General features: G+C 37.8%; 17 protein-coding genes. 8 read left to right on the plus strand and 9 right to left on the minus strand.

Annotated features, from left to right (window positions below):
• Positions 1 to 11: 11 nt before the first annotated feature.
• Positions 12 to 1,232 carry a cysteine desulfurase gene (locus tag PFY10_14245; protein ID WBV55388.1) on the plus strand — a complete coding sequence of 407 codons (1,221 nt, stop codon included), beginning with the start codon at positions 12 to 14 and terminating at the stop codon, positions 1,230 to 1,232.
• 54 nt (positions 1,233 to 1,286) lie between these two features.
• On the opposite strand, the gene PFY10_14250 is transcribed toward PFY10_14245, so the two are convergent.
• Positions 1,287 to 1,412 carry a GNAT family acetyltransferase gene (locus PFY10_14250; protein WBV55389.1) on the minus strand — a complete coding sequence of 42 codons (126 nt, stop codon included), beginning with the start codon at positions 1,410 to 1,412 and terminating at the stop codon, positions 1,287 to 1,289.
• Positions 1,413 to 1,575: 163 nt separating this feature from the next.
• On the opposite strand from PFY10_14250, the gene PFY10_14255 reads away from it, so the two are divergent.
• Positions 1,576 to 2,394, plus strand: coding sequence for a T9SS type A sorting domain-containing protein (locus tag PFY10_14255; GenBank protein WBV55390.1), 819 nt, complete (start codon positions 1,576 to 1,578; stop codon positions 2,392 to 2,394).
• Between the two features lie 98 nt (positions 2,395 to 2,492).
• Here the strand turns inward: PFY10_14255 and hemE are convergent, their stop codons facing one another.
• The 4 genes from hemE to hemA are packed head-to-tail and all read right to left on the minus strand — an operon-like array spanning position 2,493 to position 6,448.
• Positions 2,493 to 3,518: a uroporphyrinogen decarboxylase gene (hemE, locus tag PFY10_14260; GenBank protein ID WBV55391.1), complete on the minus strand. Its 1,026-nt coding sequence runs from the start codon at positions 3,516 to 3,518 to the stop codon at positions 2,493 to 2,495.
• Positions 3,519 to 3,559: 41 nt separating this feature from the next.
• The gene (locus tag PFY10_14265; protein ID WBV55392.1) at positions 3,560 to 4,243 is read right to left on the minus strand and encodes a uroporphyrinogen-III synthase; all 684 of its coding nucleotides are present in this window, start codon (positions 4,241 to 4,243) and stop codon (positions 3,560 to 3,562) included.
• Between the two features lie 35 nt (positions 4,244 to 4,278).
• Positions 4,279 to 5,187 carry a hydroxymethylbilane synthase gene (gene hemC, locus PFY10_14270; protein ID WBV55393.1) on the minus strand — a complete coding sequence of 303 codons (909 nt, stop codon included), beginning with the start codon at positions 5,185 to 5,187 and terminating at the stop codon, positions 4,279 to 4,281.
• Complete coding sequence (gene hemA / locus PFY10_14275) at positions 5,174 to 6,448, minus strand: glutamyl-tRNA reductase (GenBank protein WBV55394.1); 1,275 nt, start codon at positions 6,446 to 6,448, stop codon at positions 5,174 to 5,176. Before hemA ends, hemC begins: the two co-directional genes overlap by 14 nt.
• Before the next feature lie 240 nt (positions 6,449 to 6,688).
• Here hemA and PFY10_14280 point away from each other — a divergent pair, with 240 nt between their 5' ends.
• The 6 genes from PFY10_14280 (at position 6,689) to PFY10_14305 (ending at position 13,016) form a co-directional block, all read left to right on the plus strand.
• Positions 6,689 to 7,714, plus strand: a complete 1,026-nt coding sequence (locus tag PFY10_14280) for a rod shape-determining protein (GenBank protein ID WBV55395.1) — start codon at positions 6,689 to 6,691, stop codon at positions 7,712 to 7,714.
• A gap of 26 nt (positions 7,715 to 7,740) precedes the next feature.
• Positions 7,741 to 8,595, plus strand: coding sequence for a rod shape-determining protein MreC (mreC, locus tag PFY10_14285; GenBank protein WBV55396.1), 855 nt, complete (start codon positions 7,741 to 7,743; stop codon positions 8,593 to 8,595).
• Positions 8,588 to 9,094 (plus strand): rod shape-determining protein MreD, encoded by a 507-nt coding sequence (locus PFY10_14290; GenBank protein ID WBV55397.1) that lies wholly within the window; start codon positions 8,588 to 8,590, stop codon positions 9,092 to 9,094. The genes mreC and PFY10_14290 overlap by 8 nt, the downstream gene beginning before the upstream one ends.
• On the plus strand, positions 9,091 to 11,121 hold the full coding sequence (locus PFY10_14295) for a penicillin-binding transpeptidase domain-containing protein (protein ID WBV55398.1): 2,031 nt from the start codon (positions 9,091 to 9,093) through the stop codon (positions 11,119 to 11,121). Before PFY10_14290 ends, PFY10_14295 begins: the two co-directional genes overlap by 4 nt.
• A complete protein-coding gene (gene rodA / locus PFY10_14300; protein WBV55399.1) occupies positions 11,118 to 12,347 on the plus strand; it encodes a rod shape-determining protein RodA in 1,230 nt (409 codons plus the stop codon). Before PFY10_14295 ends, rodA begins: the two co-directional genes overlap by 4 nt.
• 93 nt (positions 12,348 to 12,440) lie before the next feature.
• Positions 12,441 to 13,016 (plus strand): pentapeptide repeat-containing protein, encoded by a 576-nt coding sequence (locus PFY10_14305; protein ID WBV55400.1) that lies wholly within the window; start codon positions 12,441 to 12,443, stop codon positions 13,014 to 13,016.
• Positions 13,017 to 13,127: 111 nt separating this feature from the next.
• Here PFY10_14305 and PFY10_14310 read toward each other — a convergent pair whose 3' ends face one another.
• The 4 genes from PFY10_14310 to PFY10_14325 form a co-directional block, all read right to left on the minus strand.
• Positions 13,128 to 13,838, minus strand: a complete 711-nt coding sequence (locus tag PFY10_14310) for a C40 family peptidase (GenBank protein WBV55401.1) — start codon at positions 13,836 to 13,838, stop codon at positions 13,128 to 13,130.
• Between the two features lie 303 nt (positions 13,839 to 14,141).
• Positions 14,142 to 15,248 carry an efflux RND transporter periplasmic adaptor subunit gene (locus PFY10_14315; GenBank protein WBV55402.1) on the minus strand — a complete coding sequence of 369 codons (1,107 nt, stop codon included), beginning with the start codon at positions 15,246 to 15,248 and terminating at the stop codon, positions 14,142 to 14,144.
• Positions 15,249 to 15,278: 30 nt separating this feature from the next.
• Entirely contained in the window at positions 15,279 to 18,548 is a 3,270-nt protein-coding gene (locus PFY10_14320; protein WBV55403.1) for an efflux RND transporter permease subunit, read from the minus strand.
• 32 nt (positions 18,549 to 18,580) lie between these two features.
• On the minus strand, positions 18,581 to 19,972 hold the full coding sequence (locus PFY10_14325) for a TolC family protein (GenBank protein ID WBV55404.1): 1,392 nt from the start codon (positions 19,970 to 19,972) through the stop codon (positions 18,581 to 18,583).
• Positions 19,973 to 20,029: the final 57 nt, after the last annotated feature.

The raw sequence follows: 20,029 nt of genomic DNA on the forward strand, positions 1-20,029 counted from the left end.
ATTTATAATAAATGTTTGACATTCAAGAAATAAGAAGTCAGTTTCCTATATTAGATCAGGAGGTCAACGGTAAGCCTCTGGTTTATCTGGATAATGCAGCGACATCACAAAAACCAAACTCCGTTTTAGAGGTTTGGAACCAATACTATACAGAAATTAATGCAAATGTTCACAGAGGGATTCATACTTTAAGTCAGCTTGCTACTGAAGAAATGGAGCTTTCGCGAAGAAAGATACAGAAATTTATTAATGCAAAGCATGATTTTGAGGTGATCTTTACAAAGGGAACAACGGAAGGGTTAAACCTCATCGCTTATATTCTTACCGGAAAGCTGAAAAAAGATGATGAGATCATTATTTCATATTTAGAACATCATTCTAATATTGTTCCATGGCAGTTGCTATGTGAAAGAACAGGTGCAAAGCTTCGTGTGATTCCGATTGATAACAATGGTATTTTACAGCTTGATTATTTGGATCAGTATCTAAGCGAGAAAACTAAAGTTGTTGCCGTAAACCAGGTTTCAAATGCATTGGGGGTTGTAAATCCTATTGAGGAGATTATCTCAAGGACCAGAAGGAATTCCGATGCTTATATCGTTATTGATGGTGCGCAGTCTGCTCCTCATTTCAGAATTGATGTGCAGGCAATGGATTGTGATTTCTTTGTATTTTCGGGGCATAAAATGTACGCTCCAATGGGAACCGGAATCCTGTATGGGAAAGAACATATTTTAGATTCTTTGCCACCGTTTCATGGAGGAGGGGAAATGATTGCCACATGCTCATTCGATGGAACGACCTATGCCGGATTGCCATTTAAGTATGAAGCAGGAACGCCAAATGTCGGAGGTAATATAGCATTAGGAGCGGCAGTAGATTTTATCGAAAAAGTAGGACACGAAAATCTTCAGAGACATGAGAATGCTTTGTTGGAATATGCTCAAAGACAGCTTTTAGAGATTGAAGGTCTTAAAGTCTATGGAGAAAAGGCCAGAAGAACGGGCGTTGTTTCCTTTAATTTAGAAGGCGTAGGAATATCTTCCGATGTAGGAATGATTCTGGATAAGATGGGTGTAGCTGTAAGGACAGGGCATCACTGCACGCAACCTATAATGGATTTCTTTAATATTGCAGGAACTGTAAGAGCAAGTTTTGCAGTATACAATACTTTTCAGGAAATTGATCTTCTTGTAGAAGGAGTAAAAAAGGCCAAAAGAATGTTAAGTTAATCGAAATAAAAGAAATAAAAAAGCAGTTGTAAAACTGCTTTTTTTATAGGTTTATTATTCCCAAGGAACGCAGTAACATCTTCCTTGTATAATAACCTGGTAATATCCGTAGGCGCATTCCAGGCATATTTCGCCGCCGGCATATATAGCCTTCATTGTTTCTTTGTTTAATTTTTTCATGTTATTTGATTTTTAAAGTGTTAGAAGTTAAATATAATCATAAATTCAAGTAAAACTCTTATATTTTTTTGTGTTTAATTTTCATAAAAAATAATTATTGTGTTAAATTTTACAATTATAATGATATTAATTATTAAATTTAATATAATAAATAAGATGCGTTATGAAAAAATATTTACTTTCTTTTATTTTGGTGTGTGGAATATACAATGCCCAAGTGTTCTCTGAAAATTTTGATGGAAATGTTTTACCATCCGGATGGACGACAAATAATCCCGATACTTCTTTTAATTGGGACGTAGGATCTGAAAATGGCTTCGCTACATTTCCCTCAGGTGCAGCTTTTTTTGATGATGATAATGCAGGACCCTCAAGCATAAACTCCAATGCCAGGCTTGTGTCTCCTGTTATTAACCTATCGGCGGTTCAGAACCCTAAACTCTCATTTAAGTATGCTAACATGATTTATGATGATGATTCAACGTTAAAAGTCGAGGTTTTTAACGGGACATCATGGGTACAGGTATTTACTTTTTCGGGGGATGCTGGTCAGTGGGATCTTGATTTTAATACATTTTTATATGTTGTTACAACCTATGAGCAAGCTACGGATATTGATCTTACGCCTTATGCCAATGCTAATTTTCAAATGAGATTTGTATATGACGATGCAGGGGATTATTCTTACGGTGTTGTCGTAGATGATGTTGCCATTACTTCCGGAGCATTAGGTACTTCTGAGGTTTCATTTGCAGATAAGATGCAGGTATACCCTAATCCTGTGAAAGATTTTGTACATATTCAGTCTGGAAACTTAAGATTTGACTCTAAAATCACCGTGCTGGATTTAGCAGGCCGACAAGTTAAGAGCTTTACAGGATTGGCGGACGGATATAATCTTTCTGACTTGCCGAAAGGCAGCTATCTGATTCTGATAGATAATAAAAAGGAAATTATCAGTAAGAAAATTATAAAAGAATAATCTCTGAAATAGCCTCTTAAACAGGGGCTTTTTGTAATAACAAATCCCTTTCAATAATTATTGAAAGGGATTTGTTTTATATCTGAGTCGTGAAACTATTAAGGTTTCCAGTCTACAACAGCTCTGATAAAGGCTTCTGCGTTCTCCAGTGGAATGTTTGGCAGAATTCCGTGACCTAAATTAGCAATATAGCGATCTTTTCCAAATCGATGAATCATCTCGTTTACCATCTTTTTTATGGTTTCAGGGGTTGAATGCAATCGGGCCGGATCAAAGTTCCCTTGAAGGGTCATTGTATGATTGGTTAAAGTTCTTGCAAACTCAGGTTTTATTGTCCAATCTACTCCAAGAGCTGAGGCCTTGGACATTGTCATTTCTTCCAGGGCAAACCAGCATCCTTTTCCAAATACAACCACGTGGGTCAATGGGCTTAAAGCTTCCACGATCTGATTGATGTATTGCCATGAAAATTCCTGATAATCATCTGGAGAGAGCATTCCTCCCCAGGAATCGAAAATCTGCACTGCTGATACTCCTTTTTCTACTTTTCTCTTTAAATAGGCAATGGTAGTATCTGTAATTTTTTGAAGAAGCAAATGGGCTGCTTCCGGTTGCTGAAAACAGAATGATTTGGCAATATCAAAAGCTTTACTTCCTTTTCCTTCCACACAATAGCAAAGGATAGTCCATGGAGATCCTGCAAAACCGATCAACGGGATTTCGTTATCTAATTTTAATAAGGTTAATTCTATGGCATCAAAAACGTATCCTAAAGTATCATTCACATCGGGAACCACAACATTCTGAACCTGCTCCATTGTTCTGATGGGAGTGTCTAGCCATGGGCCCACTGATTCCTTCATTTTAAAGTCGATTCCCATTGCTTGTGGCACTACTAAAATGTCAGAAAACAAAATAGCAGCATCCAGCGGATATCTACGGATCGGCTGTACGGTAATTTCAGAAGCGAGTTCAGGAGTTTGACATCTTGTAAAGAAATCATATTTATCTCTTAATGCAATGAATTCCGGCAGGTATCTTCCGGCCTGTCTCATCATCCACACAGGAGGTCTTTCTACGGTCTCTCCGCGAAGGGCTTTTAAATATAGGTCGTTCTTAATCATAATTTATTTAAATCTGCAGTAAAATTGATAGCGCAAATTTGCTACAGGTTGTTCTTACTTTCTCTTCTGATCATTTCTAAAATGGAAACCAGAGTATTACCTTCTGAAGTGAAAATTTTTTCCCGGGTATACTTTTTTATTTCATTGGAGGTTGTTTCTCCAATAGAAAACAGTTTCGTATGATCTAATGAATTTCGCTTTGCAAAACTACGAACTCCACTTGGACTGAAAAAGACTATGCCATAATATTTTTCAGATATTAACGGATTGATCTCTTCGGTATTATAAACCGTTATCTTTCTGTACTTGATATTTTGTAATGGCAGTTCATTGTCCAGAACATCAATGGCCAGGTTTCCACAAAAATGCAGGAATTGTTCATGTGGACAATGCCCAATGATAAATTCTGAAAGTGCTTCTGCATTTTTCAGAACCTTAAAGGTGCCAAACCCATATTTTCGGAGGATTCTTTTTGTTTTTTCCCCGACGCAATAAATCTTGTTGTAATTTTTTGTCGTAAAATCCTCATTAGGTCTGAACTGATTTTCGAAAAAAGAAGTCACTCCGTTGGCACTTGTGAAAATAAGTGAGTAATTTTTTAAATCGAATGGTTTAACACGAATCGGAGTTGTTTTAATTACCTCAATACAATCAACCCCAATGTCATCTCCTAATTCTTTGGATAAAACAGAGGGGTCTATATTTTTGGTAAATAAGATTTTCATTTGAGATAAAATTGATTGCCGGCAAAAGCCTGAATTTATATCTGGCTCTTTATTTCGGCCATTAATTCCTTGCCTCCGTTTTCGAGTACTATTTTTGCATATTTTTCTCCGAAATTTTCACTCTCATTATATGTGAAATTTTCGTCCGTTGCGATGCAGTTTTTTCCGTCCAGTGAGCAAAGTGCTGCTTTAAAGCGGATCTGGTCATCAAATATTTCAGCAAAGGCTCCGATGGGTGCAGTACATCCTCCTTCAAGGGTACTAAGGAAATTTCTTTCAATCTCAACGCAGATTTGTGTGGGTTTATGATTAATCTGACGTACTATTTCATTGATTTCTTTTTTATCCGAATGTCCGGCAACTGCGATAACTCCCTGAGAAGGCGCTGGGATCATTAAAGGAAGCATCTCGTAATCAATGTCCATTTTCATTCTTTTGATGCCTGCTAAAGATAATATAGTGGCATCAAAATCCTGTTCTTCCAATTTTTGAAGGCGTGTCTGTATATTTCCACGAATATCGGAGAAAGTTGCTTCCGGATAATATTTCAGCCAAAACGCTCTTCTTCTCAAGCTGCTTGTTGCTAACTTAAGTTCATGAAACTCTTTATTTTTTGCTGATTCTTTTCTTATTAAAACATCCTGCGGATAATCTCTTTCCAGATATGCGATAAGTTCTGTATGTTGGGGAAGTTTTGTAGGGACATCTTTCAGAGAGTGTACAGCAATATCTATTTCATCATTTAATAATGCGGTATCCAGATCTCTGGTAAAAACGCCTGTAATCCCTAAAGCGTAAAGAGGTTGATTAAGATTTTTATCACCCGAAGAAAGGATGGGCATGATCTCAGTCGTGTAATTATTATTTTGCAGATACCTTGCGACCTCTCTCGCCTGCCAAAGAGCAAGTGCTGAGTTTCTTGTTCCTATTCTAATGCTTTTCATTGAATTCGTTGTTTGGTTGTTCAACTAATATTTCGTGCATTAATTTACTAATTTCTTCGGCTTTTAAAGGGTTATCTATGATGTATTTTGCAAAACGGCTGGTAATTTTCTGAATCATCTTTTCAGAAAGTGCCATATCGTCTACATTGATGTATTTATTTTTTCTGTAGAACTGATGCATTTCATTACGCTCCATATTTTTCAGGACCGCTTTGAAATGATGAATGTTGGGAGCGAGTTTTCTTTTTTTCTCCCACTCTATGAAGTCTTTAGACATTTCCTTGATGATCTGTTCTGCTTTTGGAATTTCTTTTTCTCTTTGCTGGATTGTTTCCTGAATTTGTTTTGATAATTCATCCACATCGATCAAGGTTACATTTTTATTATCCGTAACATTTTTTTCAACATTGTGGGGAATGGAAAGATCAATGACCAAAGTTTCTTTTCCGTTTGGAAAATGTGAAGCGTTTACAATAGGATGTTTTGCCCCTGTTGCCACAATCAGAATGTCTGTATTTTTCAGTTCTTTATCGAAGTCTGCATAATCAACGTGAGGAATGGTGTATTTCTGAGAAATCTTTTCAGCTTTCTCCTGGGTTCTGTTGGTGATTTTTATTTTAGGCTGATAAACGTGCTTTACAAGATTCTCAACCGTATTTTGTCCGATTTCACCCACTCCTAAAAGCAGAATATTTTTCTCGGTAATCCTTTTTTGATTATTCAGAATGTAATGAACAGCGGCATAAGAAACTGAAGCGGCCCCATTGGATATCCCGGTTTCATTTTTAATTCTTTTTGAAATCTGGATCGCCGAGTTGATCGCTCTTTCCAAATAAGGATTAGAGTTCTTTCTTTCTTTTTTAAAACGGCTGTATGCTTTTTTGATCTGCCCGATAATCTCAAAATCCCCGATGATCTGGCTTTCAAGACCTGCGGCAACCCTGAACAAATGAGTTAAAGCCTCCTCCTTGGTAAGGATATTGGCAAACTGCAAGAAATCAGTAATGTTAACCCCGATCGTTTTACAGTATTCTTCAGCAACCAAAAGATAGTTGGAAGTAGTGGTATATATTTCGGTCCTGTTGCAGGTAGAAACCACAAAGGCATCCCCTAAATTTTCATCGTGAATACGGGTAACGAAATTTTTTATGTTTTCATCAAAAAACGCAAATTTCCCTCGTGTTTCTCCATCTGCCTTTTCGTAGCTTATGGAAAGAACGGCGAAATTTGAAGTTTGATTTGTATGAGTGTTTTGTAACATATCCGGGGGCAAATTTACGCTTTTTTTAATTAAACACTTTCTGAAATTGTGTATGATAATTATCGTGAAAAACTATAAATCCGTTACTGTTCTGAGTTTGGATTGATATTATAAGAAATTAAATTGACCGTTAAAGAATTATTTCAAATTTTAATAAAATTTTAACCAAATTATATGCTTGCCAAATTTTATTGGTAGTGTTTAATTTATATCTTTGTAAACTTAAATCAGAAGAAAAATATGAGTTTATTCGATATGTTTACGCAAGAAATTGCGATAGACTTGGGAACCGCTAACACACTTATCATCCATAATAATAAAATTGTTATAGACCAGCCCTCAATTGTTGCAATTGAGCGATCTACTGGAAGGCCGATAGCTGTTGGTGAACAGGCTAAACATATGCAGGGGAAAACCCATGAAGACATCAAAACAATTCGTCCTTTGAAAGATGGGGTTATTGCAGATTTTCATGCTTCTGAACATATGATCAAGGAGTTTATTAAAAAAATTCCTGGTATCAAAGGTAAATTCATTCAGCCTGCTTTAAGAATTGTAATCTGTATCCCTTCCGGAATTACGGAAGTGGAAAAAAGAGCGGTAAGAGACTCTGCACAAAAAGTAAATGCTAAGGAGGTAAGACTGATTTATGAACCAATGGCGGCTGCAATAGGAGTAGGAATTGATGTTCAAAAACCGGAAGGTAATATGATCATTGATATAGGTGGAGGGACAACTGAAATTGCAGTAGTTGCTTTAGGAGGTATTGTTTGTGACAAGTCTGTGAAAATTGCAGGGGATGTATTCACGAATGATATCGCTTATTTTCTGAGAACACATCACAACCTTTATATTGGTGAAAGAACAGCCGAGAGAGTGAAAATTGAAGTAGGGTCTGCTGTTGAAGATCTGGATGTGGATATTGAAGATATTCCGGTACAAGGTAGAGACCTTATCACAGGTAAACCAAAAGAAATCATGGTTGGGTATAAAGAGATTGCCCGCGCATTGGATAAATCGATCATCAGAATTGAAGATGCCGTAATGGAAACTCTTTCTTTAACACCACCTGAACTGGCAGCTGATATTTATAAAACAGGTATTTATCTTGCAGGAGGAGGTGCATTGTTGAGAGGTCTTGCAGACAGATTACATAAGAAAACAGGTCTTCCTGTTTTTGTAGCTGAAGATCCGTTAAGAGCGGTTGTTCGCGGAACCGGGATTGCACTTAAGAATATGGATAAATTCAATTTCTTAATTAAATAATTTTAACTTTTACGAACACTATCTGAATGGGATTTTTGCTGAGATTATTTTCGAAGAACGCTCTTTTTGTCTTCTTTATTTTCTTGCAAATTATTGCTCTGGTCCTTATATTTTCTAAAAATGCCATGCAAAAATCCTGGATTGCTGGTCAGTCCGCAGCGTTAAATTCCTGGGTTTCCGGTTATATTGATGAAGGGGTTTCTTATTTGAAGCTTAAGCAAATCAATGAAGATCTTGTTGCTCAGAATAAAGCTTTAATGATTGAACTGTATGGAAAGGATGGTGCTAAAAAGCCGATCTTCAGAAAAGTTCACGATACTTTAGGAGGTGGCCAGATCTACACCTTTGTGGATGGCGAAATTGTTTTCAACAGTATTAACAGGAGAAATAATTATTTTACAATTAACCGTGGCCGCAGAGATGGGGTATTTCCTCAGATGGGAGTTATGGCTCCGAAGGGAATTGCAGGGATCGTTATAAATTCAACAGATAGTTATGCTTTGGTTCAGTCGGTTTTAAGTGTTAACCGTATCAGGATCAATGCTTCGTTAAAAAAATCTGGGTATTTTGGAACCTTAACATGGAACGGAGATAACTCTAGGGTAATGCATTTGGCAGATATCCCGAAATATGTAGCCCTGAAAATTGGAGATACGATTGTTACCGATGGAAAATCAGCGATTTTTCCTAAAGGGGTAATGATTGGTACTGTGGCAGGATACTCAGTAGATAACAAAACCGGTTTCTGGGATATTTCAGTAGAACTCAGTGAGAAAATGGGTTCCCTGAATAAAGTGTATGTGGTAAAAAGCCTGAAGAAAGCTGAGGTTCAAAAAATCCAGGATACATTACAGGCAGTAATAAAAAAGGAAAATGATTAGCAGAACACTTTTTACGGATATATTAATCATGATCTTTCTTGTTGCATTACAGATTTTTGTATTGAACAGGATCACTTTGTTCGGGAAGTATACTCCCGTGCTATATCCTGTATTTGTCATGTTTTATCCTTTTTTCAGAAATAAATTTCAATTTTTGGCATTGAGTTTTTTAATAGGACTTTCTATTGATGCCTTCTTATATTCATGGGGAATTAATGCACTGGCTACGACACTTATTGCGTATTTCAGAACATTGATCTTCAGGACGTCCACTGATACGTCCACCGACTTCTTTTCTTTTCAATCTCTGCAATGGGGGCAGTTCTTACTTTTTCTATTTTCAAGTATTTTCCTGCACCAGCTTTTAGTACAGTATATTGAGTTCTTTAAGTTCAGCAGATTTTTTGAAATATTGTTTAATGTGTTGGTAACAAGTGTAATTTCCTTTATATTTATAGTTGTTTACGCATTAATCTTTAAAATCAAACAAAAAGTTTGAACACACGTTATTTAAAAATCTTTGCCGTTGTTGCTGTTATTGCCCTTATTTTTGTGGCAAGGCTTGCATATTTGCAGTTGTTTACGGACAGGTATGCGCTAAACGCGGCTAACACATCTATCAAAATAGAATATGTGATCCCGCAAAGGGGTGTTATTTTTGACCGGAATGGAAAAATCATGGTAGGTAACCAGCCGGCTTATGAGATATCTTTCACTCAGGCTTTAATGAAACCTGATTTTGATACTTTGGGATTTTGTAATTTAATGAAGATAAGCAAATCCGACTTCATTAATAAAATCAATACAATCAAGAAAGAAAAATATTATTCTAAGCTCACTCCGATGACTTTTATCAAAGATCTGAGCAGAGAAGATATTGCGAGGGTTCAGGAAATCATCTTTAAATATCCTGCATTCAGTATCGTTTCCAGACCTCAGCGTCAATATGAGGTCTCCACTTCCGGAAATTTATTAGGGTATACAAGTGAGGTTAATGAAAGGGATATAAAAAAGGATTCTCTTTATTACCTGCCGGGAGATTTCATTGGAAAAACAGGAGTTGAAAAATCATACGAAAAAGAACTTCGTGGGGTAAAAGGGATGAAATACATCCAGAAGGATATCAGACTTCGAAACATTGGTTCATACAAAAACGGAGCATTAGATAAGGATGTAATTACAGGAAAAGATATTACTCTGACCATTGATTATGATCTTCAGAGAATGGCGGAGGAAATGATGGTGAATAAACATGGTGCCATCGTTGCCTTAGATCCTAATAACGGGGAGGTTTTAGTGTCGGCGACAGGTCCGGATATTGATCCTAATCTTTTCACAGGGCCTATGAAATCCAAAAATTTATACGCTTTATCTAAAGATACGATTTACGAAAATAAGCCAACATTTGACAGGTCTCTGCAGGCAGGGTATCCTCCTGGTTCCACTTTTAAACTACTTACGGCATTATCTGCTATGCAAATGGGAGTAATGGATGAAAACACGATTTTCCCTTGTGGGGGCGGATTCAATTACAGAGGATTACGAATCAAGGGGCACGGTGGAGCGGAACCTTTAATTCCTTCCATACAGGTTTCAAGTAACTGTTATTTTTCTTATGCATTTTTAGCGATTGTTAATAAATATCCGGGAAATCCATCTAAAGGTGTTGACGAGTGGAAAGCTATTATGAGCAGCTTTGGGGTTGGAGAATTTTTAAACAATGATTTTGCCGTTGGTGCAAGAGGAAGAATTCCTTCTGGAGCATTTTATGAAAAAAGAATGGCATCCATCCTTAAAGCAAGTGGTTCTAAAAAAGACAGTAAAAACTGGGATCCTTTGGCTACAGGTGCTGTTTTCAACGGAATGGGACAGGGGGACGTAATGGTTACTCCTTTGCAGCTTGCCAATTACGTGGCAGCTATTGCCAATAGGGGATGGTATTATACTCCGCATATTGTAAAATCAATTGACGGAAAGCCTAATCCGGATCCGAGATTTAAGAAAAAGCATAAAACTCTGGTTGATCCTAAACACTTTGAGCCTGTTCTTAAAGGAATGGAAGCAGTGGTATTAAGAGGTACGGCAAGAGGATTGAAATCAAATGATTTTACTCAGCTGGCCAAGACAGGGACTGCTCAGGTTCCTCAGGGTAAAGATAATTCCATATTTGTTTTGATTGCACCGGCGGATAAGCCAAAAATTGTAGTAGTTGCTGTAATGGAGCATGCAGGATTCGGTGCTACATGGGCAGGACCAGCAAGTACGGTGATCGCGGAGAAATATATTACAGGAGATCTGAAAAGAGAAAATCTTTACAAAAAGATGACATCTGCCAGCTTTATGCCTGAATATAAAAGACAGTGGATCGTCGATTTAAAACGTAAAGGTTTATACAAAGATCCGAAACAGGATTCTGTAAAACTAAAAAAAATACAGGACAGCCTGGATTTTATAAAGAAACAGAAAGAAAAATTACAGAAACAGATAGACGCAGAAACTCAAACTAAAAAAGATAAAAAGCAATGAAATGGACAGAAGGATTAGATAAATTAGGCCTTGGTCTATATTTCCTGCTTTGCATTTTTGCGATAGCAAACATCTACAGTGTGGAACCGGCAAGTGGGACCAGACAAGCAGTTTGGTTTGGAATATCTGTTTTTGTAGGGCTCATTATCTTTTTTACCCGTACCAAGTTCTTTGAGAATATGGCAGGGATTATCTATATTATCGGAGTCTTATTACTGATCGGACTGTTTCCCTTTGGAAAAGAGGTTCTTGGGCAAAAGAACTGGTACAAATTCGGACCTTTAAGTTTGCAGCCGGTAGAGTTTGCAAAACTGGGAACAGCATTGATGCTGGCTAATTATGTCTCGGGTCCCGATTTTAATTTAAGTAATAGAAAATCTTTATTGACCTCTCTGGCGATCGTGGGAATTCCTGCAGTTGTTGTACTGGCAATTCCGGATGTTGGCTCACTGCTTGTTTTTGTAGCATTTTTCATTGCATTGTATAGAGAAGGATTAAGTGGATTATTATTCGGGATAGGATTTCTTTTTGCTGCTGTTTTTCTTGTTTCTCTTGCGGTGAATCCTATTTATGTAGTGATTGCTATCCTGGTCATTGCAGGAATTTTAATTGCAATGAACTATTATAAAATGTCCTGGAATGTTATATCCATTTCAAGTATTGCAGGCTCTATTATTCTGTTGTGCGGATTGGCATTTGCAACACCTTATATTTTAGAGAAATTACCTAAACACCAAAGGGAGAGGATAGAGGTTCTTTATAAAGGAGAAAAGGCATTCAGGGATACTTCAGGATATAACCTTCTTTATTCAAAAACAGCAATTGGCTCTGGCGGACTTTTAGGAAAAGGATATCGTGAGGGATCAGTAACCCAGGGTAAATTTGTACCTGAACAGAGTACGGATTATATTTTCTGTACCGTTGGTGAAGAATGGGGATTTGTAGGAAGTGCGGGACTTGTTTTGTGCTACTTATTGTATATTGGAAGGATCTATTACCTTGCAGAGAAGCAAAAGTCTATTTTTAACAGGGTTTTTGGTTACTGTTTTGCTTCCATCCTGTTAATGCACTTTTCGATCAATTTAGGGATGGTTATGGGACTTTTTCCGACCGTTGGGATCCCGTTACCTTATTTTAGTTATGGAGGAAGTTCTTTGCTGGCCTTCTCTACTATGACCTTCATCTTTTTTAAGCTCAACTATTCGGATAAAAACAGTCTGGTATAGAAGCGGTCGTTATAGGTTAGCTACAAAAGGCTTTCTAAAAACTCATCGTTATTATTAAAACTTATTACAAAAATTTCTTTTAAACATCCTGGTATGAAAGAAGCATACGTTATTGATCAGGTTTTTGAAAATGGGGACTTTTCCCAATTTCAAAAAGGCGAATATGAAAATTGTATATTCCGGAACTGCCATCTTGAGTATATGGACCTTTCTTTTTTCAGTTTTAACGATTGTGAATTTATCGGATGTAATCTGAGTATGGCAAAGCTTGTTTCAACAGCATTTCGGGAAGTGTTGTTTAAAGAATGTAAGATGTTCGGGCTTCACTTTGATGAATGCAATGAGTTTGGAATGTCGTTCAGATTTGAAGGCTGTTCTTTAAACAATTCTGTTTTTTATAAAACATCGATCAAGAAAACTTTGTTTAAAAACTCAAAATTGACGGAAGTCGATTTTGCAGAGGCAGACTTATCGAATTCCGTATTTAATAATTGTGATCTTTCCGGGGCAATCTTCGAAAATTCCAACCTTGAAAAGGCTGATTTCAGAACATCTTTCAATTATACTATAGATCCTGCTTCCAACAGGCTGAAGAAGGCTAAATTTTCACTTTCGGAAGTGCATGGACTACTTTATCGCCTTGACATAGATATTGATCGAAATAGTTAGCTTTTGGCGTTGAAAGAAAGATGTCATCAAATAGAAACCAATTGAAGACAGATAAAACAGAAAGCCATCAAATATTTGATGGCTTTCATTATTTAAATCAATTATTTAAAATTAAAAACTTGTTGCTGTTGATGCTGTAGTTGCAGCTAAGTTATTATAAACATCTCCTTCTTCATTAATCACTCTCTTTGCAAATCTGAATTTCGGTCCCCAATATGAATCATTAAGTGACGAAATCATAACTCCTTTAGAAGTAGCTGCATGAATAAATTTAATCTCCCCATCCTCAGAAACACTTTCTACAATACCAACGTGAGAGATTCTTCTACCGTGAGAAAAGAAAATCAAATCTCCTTTCTGTAGGTTTTCTTTTTCAACTCTCTCCCCTTCCTGAGATTGAGATGCTGCAACTCTAGGTAAACTAAGACCTGCTGCTGCTCCGAATACAGAAAGAACAAAAGCTGAACAATCTATACCATTTCTTGTTGTTCCTCCATATCTGTAAGGAGTTCCTAGGTACGTTTCAGCTTCGGTTAGGATATTGTCGATCGTTTTATTGTGTTTGATTGCTTTGGCAATCTCAGAATTTCTTAAAGTATTTTTTGCATTAGATAAAACGGCTGCCTTCTCAGAGATAAAAGAATTGATTAATTGCTTCTTATCCTGTTCCATTTTTCTGGTATCTATAGAAGCTAGTTTGGCATCTGTTTTGTATTCTTTAGTGTAAGTTGCTGGTTTTGAAACTACGTAGTTTGTAACACAAGATTGTAATGACATCGTAGAAACGAAAGCAGCTAAATAAAACAAAACTCTTTTCTTCATATATATTTGATTATCCGTGTTAAATAAGGAATATTTATTTCTAAAAGCATTACAAAAGTAGAGATTCCAACCAAAAGAGCTTCGATATGATTAATGTCAGGTTCTTACTTTAACACATTTTAACATATTATTTACGTATGTTAAAGAAAAACAAACCGCAACATCCCATTTTTGGTGATACTGCGGTTTTTTTTATTAAGATTCTTTAACAAAGTAAAATCTCATTCCTTTAATAATGGGTTAATTTTTACTTTTTGTAGAAAAACGAATAAAAAATATCTTTTAACAACTAATTAAGATTAATTATTTTGTGAGCTTTACTTTTATATTCTGTCCGTCGCGGATTTCTTCCGTTGCCGATTTGATAATCACATCGTTAGGGCTGACTTCACCAATAATGGTTGTCGTATCACTATTTGAAATTCCGGCAGTAACAGGAACCCAATGGGCAATGTCTTTTTCAACTCTGATAACGAAAACACCTAATGTGGAGTTTAATACTGCTGATGTAGGAACAGATAGGGCTTTATTGTTATCACTTAACGGAAGAATTACATTGGCAACCATTCCCGGCAATAATTTTTTATCATTATTGTAAACATCCATTTCCACGGATTGAGAGCGCAGCCTGTTATCCAATGCTCCTGCAAATCTGGATACTTTAGCGGTAAAGGTTTCTCCCGGGATAGATTGTACAGAGAATTTTATCTCTCCATTCTTATTTAAGCTTCCTGTGTAAGATTCCGGAACATTTACTACCAAACGAAGTTTGTTTTGCTGAACAAGACTGAAAAGGGGAAGCTCGGATCCTTTCCCGGAAGGTCCCACATAGGCTCCTGCACTTACATTTCTGGTTGCTATATTCCCACTGAATGGAGCCCTGATCTGAAGGTAGTTTTTAACATCCATGACTTCTCGATAAGAGGATTTTGCGGCCTCAAGCTGTGCTATGTCAGATCTTTGGGCAGCAAGTGCCTGTTCCAGATCAAGTGCAGATATGGTTCCCGGTGTTTTACTGGTTTCTTTCAAACGATCATATTTCGCTTTACTGGCTATATATATTGCTTCTTTGGATTTTAATGCTGACGCTGCAGCATTTTGCTGCGCATTCAATTCCGGAGCTTCCAGTGTGGCCAGCAACTGTCCTGCTACAACCTCATTTCCTACATCTACATACAGTTTTTTAACAAAACTGCTTATTTTGGCATATACGTCTACTTTCTGGAAAGGCTGAAGTTCCCCGGGAATAGTGGTGGATGAAGCGAAATCTCCCTGCTTAGGATTGATAGCTTCTATTTCAGGTGCTGATGGTGTTGCGGTCTTTTTTACTTCCGCTTTGTTTTGTTCACAGCTTTGCAAGCTGAATAATAGAACAACTGCCGGAATGAAATATTGATATAAACGGTTCATATTTAAATTTTTAATAGCCATTTGGTTATTTTATTTTAAAAGTTCTGGTATAAAGTGGATACTTTCTTCATCCTCAGGGTCAAGTGATACGCTTTGGGTAGAAGTTTTTCCCTGTCCCCATGCAAAAGCCAACGGAAGAATAAACAATGCTGCAAATGTAGAAGCAATTAATCCTCCGATTACTGCACGTCCTAACGGAGAGACCTGATCTCCGGCTTCTCCTAATCCAAGTGCCATAGGAACCATTCCTACGACCATTGCTAAGGCGGTCATTACAATAGGTCTGATCCTTAGTGCCGCAGCTTCTCTTGCTGATAGTAAAGCATCTCCATTATGTTTTCTCAGTTGCTCTGCATTCGTTATCAATAGCACGGCATTGGAAATAGATACCCCTACGGACATGATAATTCCCATATAGGATTGAAGATTAAGCGTTGAACCCGCAATAATAAGCAATGCAAGAGAGCCTAATAATACCGCAGGGACAGTTACCAATACGACTCCGGATACTTTAAACGACTGGAAATTGGCAGCAAGCATCAGAAAGATTACGAGAATGGCAATGATCAGGCTGCTTTGTAAACTGCTCAGGGTATCGTTGAGAGTCTGGCTTAGACCAATTAACCCGACATTCAGACCTCTCGGTAATTCTCCAAGGTTGTTAATCACCTTCTGGACATCTTTTGATGCTTTTCCTAAATCAGTGTGATTTAAATTGGCCGTTACTGTAAGCATTGGCATTGCACCGAGGTTATCTGTTTCCCCGTACGTGTAGCTGTCTTTTATAGTTGCCACATCCCCTAAATTAGGTCTGTTAGAGTTTTTCAGCAGAGGGATTCCTGCAATCTGAGCTTTGCTATTCATTTTATTTTCAGGGATCTGTACCTGTACGTTATAGCTATATCCTGCTTTTTCGTCAGTCCAGATGTTTTTTTCGGTGTATCGGGATGAAGAGGTAGAAGCAACCAATGAACGTGAAATGTCGGTCATGTCTACTCCCAGTTGGGCTGCTCTGATCCTGTCTACGTTGATGTCAATCGAAGGGTATTTAATCGATTGCCCGATTTGGACATCTCTTAAGTAGGGTATTTTTTTAAGTTCCTCTGCTATTTTTTTAGCATAAGTTTCGTTAAGCTCTTTGCTTCTGCCTGATAATCTTACTTCAATCGGAGTTGGAGATCCCTGGCTTAATATTTTTTCTGTTAATTCTATGGGCTCAAAGGAAAGCTTCATATTCGGATTGATGCTTTTAGCCTTTTCTCTGATTTTATCTTTAAGATCATCCAGGTTTGCATGGAAGCCTTCATGTAATCCCACTTGTAATACCGTTTCATGTGATCCTGCCATCCAAAGATATATCGGGCTTACAGAAAAAAGATTCGGATGGGTTCCAACATAAGCTGAGGTAATAGAAATGTTATCTTTTCCGACAATATCCTTAATGCCGTCGAGCAGCTTCAGTGTTTGAAGTTCTGTAGTTTCAATCCTCGTTCCATCCGGGATACGCATCCTTACCTGAAACTGGGAGCCATTTACCTGAGGTAGTACGTCTCTTCCTATACTGTTGAGAAAGAGAGCGACCAGTCCCATCGTTACCAGAATATAAGCCGAGACAATAATTTTCCTAAAGGGCATAATCCGGTCAAGAAATTTAAGGTACCGAAATCTTACCTTTTCAAATAGGCTTACTTTACCATCCCTGTTGCTGTCGATGTTTTGCAGGAGTATTTCTTTCTGGCTCCAGGTGTCTGCTTCATCACTTAGTCCCGCAGCATCAAGTTCTTCTGCTTCGGTCATGGTATGGCCGTCTTTCGCTTTGTGGTGCTTTACTTTCATAATCCAGTTGGCCATTACAGGAACAAAAGTTTGTGCAAGGAAATAAGAAATGATCATACTGAATCCTATTGCCAAAGCCAAAGGCAGAAACAGGGAGCCTGGAATTCCTTCCATTGTAAAAGCCGGGGCAAAAACAGCAAGAATACAGAACAAGATCAAGAGTTTTGGAAAAGCAATTTCCTTACAGGCATCCCAGATAGCTAAGGCTTTTGGTTTTCCCATATCGAGATGCTGATGTATATTCTCTATGGTAACGGTACTTTCATCAACGAGGATTCCGATAGCCAGCGCAAGCCCACTTAGGGTCATAATATTAATGGTCTGCCCGAAGAGATTAAGAAACAGTACCGCTGAAATAATGGAAATAGGAATAGTAAGAATTACAATGATAGCACCCCGTATATCTCCAAGGAATAAAATAACCATGAGTCCTGTCAGCAGGGCACCTATTGTTCCTTCACTCATCAAGCTTTTAACGGAATTGATAACATATGTCGATTGGTCAAATTCAAAGCTTACCTTAACATCGTCGGGAAGATTAGACTGGATCTGGGGAAGTTGTTTCTTAAGATTTTGGACAACATCCCAGGTTGAGGCATCAGCACTTTTGGCAATACTCAGGTAAACTGAACGGCGTCCATTAACCAATGCGTACCCGGAGGTCATGTCTGCTCCGTCGGTTACCGTTGCTACATCTTTTAAATAAAGGTTTTGTACTCCTCCTTTATATAAAGGAATGTTTCCAAAATCTTTTACGTTTTTGATCATCGTATTGGTTGGAGTAATATAATATTTATCCCCGATGCGTACATTCCCTGAAGGTGCAGTCTGGTTATTAAGACGTAATGCTTCTACAAGTTGATCAGGAGTTAAATTATGCTGGCGGAGTAAATCCGGGTTGGCATTGATTACCACAGTCCGTATATTTCCTCCAAAAGGGGGAGAAGAAACAATTCCGGGAATGGAAGTAAATGTGGAGCGAACATATACGTTGGCTAAATCAAGAAGCTCATTGTTATTTCTTTTATCACTGCTCAAAACAAGCTGCCCCACGGGAAGGGTAGACGCATCAAAACGGATAATGAACGGAGGGTTGGATCCCGGAGGAAATGCTGCCTGGATCCTTGTGGAAAAAGAGTTGAGTTCAGCAGCGGCCTGGGCCATATTGGTTCCCGGATAAAAATTGATTTTCATCAGTGTCAATCCCTGAATGTTTTTAGTTTCAATACTTTTGATCCCGTTTACGAAAAGGAAAATATTGATGTACTGTTTAGCGAAAAAAGCTTCCATTTGTTGTGGAGTATATCCGCTGAAGGGGTGGGAAACGTAAATAACCGGTAAATCCAGTTTAGGAAAGATGTCGACTTTGATCGAATTGGCGGACCGTATTCCAAAGAAAAACAGTCCGGCTACAATCACCAGAATCGTAATGGGTTTTCTTAATGCAAATCTTATTAAGTTCATTGATCTATTATTGATGTAATTTATATTTAACCTTACAGTTCACTTTCGAAAACTGTAAAATCACCTGTTGCGGCTGCTTTTAATAGTAATGCGTTCCAAACGTTGCTAATAGCGATGTCCCTATCTGTCTCTGCTCTTATCAGTGCATATATGGCCTGGGATAGGTCAACAATATCTGTGAGGCCGTTTCTGTATAATGCAGATCGCTGGATATAAGCATCATTTGCAGATTTTAATTGAGCCGGAACCTGATCGTACACGGTAAGAGCATTGTTCCATTTATTTTCAGACAAATCAAGCTGTGCCTTGAGCTGCTGTTCTGCAAGATCATATTCATGCTTTAGCCCCTGGCTTACATAGTCCTGCGCGCTGATTTCTTTTGATAATCTGAAGGTCTGTGTGAAATTCCAGGATACTCCCAGTCCGATCAGGTAATTGCTTCTGGTTGGGTGGATTCCGTCCCAATAAGACATAGAATAGTCATTTTGGTTTTGAGCATATCCGTTACCGAATCCTGAGGCGCGTGTTTGTATAATTCCAACCATGGAAAATGATGGATAGTATTGGGTTCTGAGCAATTGTTTTTCTTCTTCACTTACATCGATCCGGCTCTTATAAAATGCAAGAAGAGGATGGTCTTTTAAAACCAAGTTTTTTTCTGATGGCAGATCTGTTGGAATTCTTTTGAGAATGGTACTGTCAAGTCTAAATTCCTGGGGCGGAATACCCATTAACTGCGCAAGTTTATTTTCCTGCTCCTGCTCATTGTCTTTTGCCTTTGTGTAAGTGATCATGGCGTTGGCATAGTCTGCTTTGGCAAGAGAAAGGTCAACCCCGGGAACGAGCCCGTTTTTTTCTTTAACCTCAACAATTCTTCTTATGGTGTCGGTTCTTCCTAAATTCTTTTCATAGGATAATTTCAGCTTTTTCGCTGCCAGAACATTCAGATAAGCTGCCGCGACTTTTATTTTATGCTGAAATATTTCATCGGAAAGGTCTCTGGTATCTCTTTGGTTTTTAAATTGTGCCACCTTTATTCTTTGTTTTGCTTTTCCAAATGAAAAGAACTCCCAATTGACATTAGCAAGATACAGGGCTCCGAATGAAGCATTCCAGTTTTGTTCAGGAAGAGGAAGTCCGGAAGAGGCTACTCCGTAACCACCAAATCCATATAAAGGGCCGTTCTGTCCATTTACAGTTCCAAAATCCTGCTGTACACTTAAGTTGAGGTTGGGCAAATACTGCCTTTTGGCTAATTCTACGGATTCCTGCGATGATAAACGGTAGGATTCTTTGGCTTTAATGGTTCCGTAATTGTGAACAGCTGTTTCAAGTGCGGATTGAAGTGTGATGACTTCCTGTGCGCTTACTTTGTTGATTAAAAAAATCGTAGAGACGGATAGAATAAAAGCTCTTAAAAGCATCGAGTATATTTTTTTCTTTATTCAAAGTAAAAAACACATTTTGAAGCAAATTTGAAG

This window comes from Chryseobacterium daecheongense, from assembly GCA_027920525.1.
Lineage (GTDB): Bacteria > Bacteroidota > Bacteroidia > Flavobacteriales > Weeksellaceae > Chryseobacterium > Chryseobacterium proteolyticum.